General features: G+C 49.3%; 3 protein-coding genes. All 3 read left to right on the top strand.

Annotated elements, in window-relative coordinates; genetic code table 11:
- Positions 1-655 (top strand): phenylalanine--tRNA ligase subunit alpha (gene pheS, locus Q0338_RS05835; RefSeq protein ID WP_298085937.1); only part of this gene is annotated, 655 nt, incomplete at its 5' end.
- Positions 652-2,985, top strand: coding sequence for a phenylalanine--tRNA ligase subunit beta (pheT, locus tag Q0338_RS05830; protein ID WP_298085936.1), 2,334 nt, complete (start codon positions 652-654; stop codon positions 2,983-2,985). The genes pheS and pheT, both read left to right, overlap by 4 nt.
- Positions 2,982-4,071: 3-phosphoshikimate 1-carboxyvinyltransferase (gene aroA / locus Q0338_RS05825; RefSeq protein ID WP_298085935.1), on the top strand; the 1,090-nt coding region annotated here is incomplete at its 3' end. The genes pheT and aroA, both read left to right, overlap by 4 nt.

The following is a 4,071-nucleotide window of genomic DNA, read 5'->3' as shown; positions in this document are numbered from 1 at the left end:
TATGATGCAAAATTTCTCGCTCGAAACTGGGCCGCTCATCGAGGAGGATTTCTATAACTTCGAGGCGCTGAATTTGCCTAAATATCACCCCGCGCGCGACATGCAAGATACGTTTTATTTTACCGACGGTAGGCTGCTTCGCACGCACACTAGCCCCGTGCAGGTGCGCACGATGATGAGTAAAAAGCCGCCGATTCGCATGATAGCTCCGGGAACAGTGTTTCGCCGCGATATGGATCTAACGCACACGCCGATGTTTCATCAGGTAGAAGGCCTCGTAGTCGAGGAGGGCGGTGCTGTTAGCTTTGCAAATTTAAAATCAATGCTTGAAAATTTCTTAAAATACATGTTCGGCGACGTTAAAGTGCGCTTTCGCCCTAGCTTTTTCCCGTTTACGGAGCCTAGCGCGGAGGTCGATATCAGCTGTATTTTCTGTCACGGCGACGGATGCCGCGTATGCAAGCAAACGGGCTGGCTCGAGGTGCTAGGATGCGGCGTGGTCGATCCAAACGTCTTTAAGGCCGTCGGCTACAAAAACGTGAGCGGATACGCATTTGGGCTTGGAGTCGAGAGATTTGCGATGCTGCTTCATCAAATTCCTGATTTGCGCTCGCTTTTCGAGGGAGATTTAAGATTATTGGAGCAGTTTAAATGATAATTTCAAGAAATTGGCTAAGCGAATGGCTAGATATCTCGGGCGTAACGAGCGAAACACTACTAAAGACGCTAAATTCGATCGGACTTGAGGTCGATAGCTTTAAAGAGATCAGGGTGCCTAAAAACATCGTCGTAGGCTACGTAAAAAGTAAGATAAAACACGAAAACGCCGAGAAACTAAGCGTTTGTCAAGTGGACGTGGGCGGCGAGACGCTACAAATCGTCTGCGGCGCGAAAAACGTCGAGGCCGGACAGTTCGTGCCGGTGGCGCTATCAGGCGCCGTTATGCCAAGCGGCCTAGAGATAAAGAGGGCAAAACTGCGCGGCGTCGAGTCAAACGGCATGATCTGCTCATCCGTCGAGCTAGGCCTCGTAAAAACAAACGACGGCATAATGCCGCTAGATGAAAGTATCGGCGAGCTAAAACTGGGTAAGGAAATTTGCGAATATCCGCTACTAAACGACGATATCATCGAGATCGAGCTAACGCCAAACCGCGGCGACTGCCTGAGCGTCTACGGCGTAGCGAGGGATCTATCGGCCGCACTTGATCTACCGCTAAAAGATGCTGCCAGATACGAAGAGGGCGAAAATTTGCTCGGTATCGGTCGCATTTTGGCTATCCACGCCGAGGAAAATTTACAAAGCAGCTTTCAGTACCGCGCTTTTGAGATAAAAGAGTATTTTGACGAAAATTTGCTGATGAAGATCCGTTTGGCGCTGATCGAGTGCGATAAGCAAAACCGCATCGAGCGCCTGCTAGACTACGCTACGCACTCAACCGGCGTGCTTTTTAGCGCGTATGACTACGCCAAGCTCAAAAAGGACGACGAGCGCGCTGTTTTTGATCTGCAAAAGGGCGCAAATTTAGCGACTGAAATTTTGGCCGGCGGCGAGCTTTTGGGCGTCGGCGGCGTGTATCAGACGGATGCGGCCAGACTTGACGAAAACAGCAAACTAATCATAGTTGAGGCTAGCTACACCGACCCGGAAGTCATCGCGACAACCGTCTACGAGAATAAGCAAATGCCGCGCCAAGCGCAGACTTACCGCTCGCTAAGAGGTAGCGAGCCAAACGTAGGTTTTGGAGCCGATTTTTTATTTAAACAGCTAGCCGCGCTAAAATCGGTCGCGCTTTATGCGGGCTCTCAGCAAAGCGTAATGACGCGCGAACCGAAGGTCGTGAGCTTTACGATGAGCGAAATGCAAAAAATGATCGGTCAAGAAGTCGCGCAAAACGACGTCGTGAGGATACTTAAAAAGCTTGGATTTAGCCTAACTTTTAACGCCGAAAAAGAGGGCGCGAACGCGAAGGTTCCGCTATTTCGCCACGATATCGTAAATGCGCAGGACGTCTGCGAGGAGATCGTGCGAATGGTCGGTATCGATAATATCGCCTCAAAGCCGCTAAATTTCAGCGAAGCTAACCGTATGAACGATACCTTTGTAGGCTACAAAAATGCGCTAAATTTGCGTAAAAAAGCCGCCGCGGCCGGATTTTTCGAGAGCGTGCATTATGTATTTGACGACGCGAGCGAGCTAGCGGCGCTCGGTTTTGCGCCTTGTAAGGCCGAGATAGCCAACCCGATAAATAGCGAGCTAAACACGCTAAGGCCGACGCTTGCAAATCACTTGCTAAAATCGGCCGAGCGAAACGTAAAAAATCAGCGAAAATCGGTCAAAATTTTTGAATTCGGTAGCGTATTTAGCCAGAGCGGAGAACAAAGCGAGAGATTTGGCTTCGTAGCTAGCGGACTAGCAAAAGAACCTAGCCTGCTAAACGGCGCAAAGCCTGCCGATATCGACTTTTTAGGCTTTGCTACCGCGGTTAGAAACGCGATCGGCGAATTTGAGCTAAAAGCGTGCGACGACGTAAAATATCTAAGCGAATTTGAACAAGCTAAAATCTACCAAAACGGCGTTTGCGTGGGCTATATCGGCCGCGTGGACGTGCGAGTCGAGGCGGCGCGCGACCTGCCGCGAACTTATCTTTGCGAGATAGAATTTGAGAAGCTTAAATTTGACGGCGCGGTCGTAAAGGCCTACTCGAAATTCCCTGCTATCAGCAGAGACCTAAGCCTGATCGTACCTAAAACTATGAAATTTGAAGCGATAAAAGAGTGCATAAACGCGCTAAAAATCGAGTGCCTAAAAGAATTTGCGCCGGTTGATATATACTCGGACGACAAGCTCGGAGACGACGTGAGCCTTAGCGTCAAATTTAACTTCCAAGATATACAAAAGACGCTTGAAGACGAGGAAGTGGCAGCGATAATGGATAAAATTTTGGACGCTTTAAAGCAAAATTTAAATATCGGACTAAGATGAAAGTTTACGCATTAAGAACGCCGATAAGCGCGAGCCTAGAAAACATCGCGGCGGATAAATCTATCTCGCATAGATGCGCGATATTTTCGCTTTTAAGCGATAAGCCAAGCCGCGTGAAAAACTATCTAAAGGCCGAGGATACGCTAAATACGCTAGAAATCGTAAAAAATTTAGGCGCGCGTATCGAGGAAAAAGATGGCGAGCTAATTATAACTCCGAGCGCAAATTTAAAAGAGCCTAGCGTTGTTTTAGAGTGCGGAAACTCGGGCACGGCGATGAGGCTTTTTATGGGCTTTTTGGCCGCTAGCGAGGGTTTTTTCGTGCTAAGCGGGGACGAGTTTTTAAATCGTCGTCCGATGGCGCGCGTGGCTAAACCGTTAATCAGCGTCGGAGCTAAGATAGACGGCGCAAACGGCGGAGATCACGCGCCTTTGGCTATCCGAGGCAAGAAGCTGGAGTATTTTAAATTTGATAGTAAAATCGCCTCCGCGCAGGTAAAATCGGCGCTGATTTTAGCGGGGCTAAAGTCAAACGGCTGCGAGCTTAGCGAACCAGAGCTTAGTCGCGATCACACCGAACGCATGCTAAAAGGCATGGGGGCGAGTCTGCAAATTTTACCGCACGGCGTCAAGGTTGAGCCGATGAGCGCGCCGCTAAAACCGCTTGAAATTTGCGTTCCAAACGACCCTAGCTCGGCGTTTTTCTTTGCCGTAGCCGCAGCGATAATCCCAAATTCTCACATCGTGCTAAAAAATATGCTGCTAAATAAAACGCGCGTGGAGGCCTTTAAAATTTTAGCCAAAATGGGTGCGCAAGTAACGTTTAAAGAAACTTCCGGCACGTACGAAAGTATTGGCGAGATCGAGATAAAGCATGCGCCGCTAAAGGCCGTGGACGTGAGCGAAAATATCTCGTGGCTAATCGACGAGGTGCCCGCGCTTGCCATCGCATTTGCAAACGCGCAGGGCATTAGTAGCGTGAGAAACGCAAAAGAGCTTCGCGTAAAAGAGAGCGACCGCATAGCGATCATGGTGCAAGGACTACGAAAATGCGGGCTTGAGGTCGAAGAATTTGAAGACGGCTTTA

The sequence above is a fragment of the uncultured Campylobacter sp. genome, from assembly GCF_938018145.1.
Lineage (GTDB): Bacteria > Campylobacterota > Campylobacteria > Campylobacterales > Campylobacteraceae > Campylobacter_A.
The sequence above is the reverse complement of the archived record's forward strand: the minus strand, read 5'-3'. Positions and strand labels throughout refer to the sequence as shown.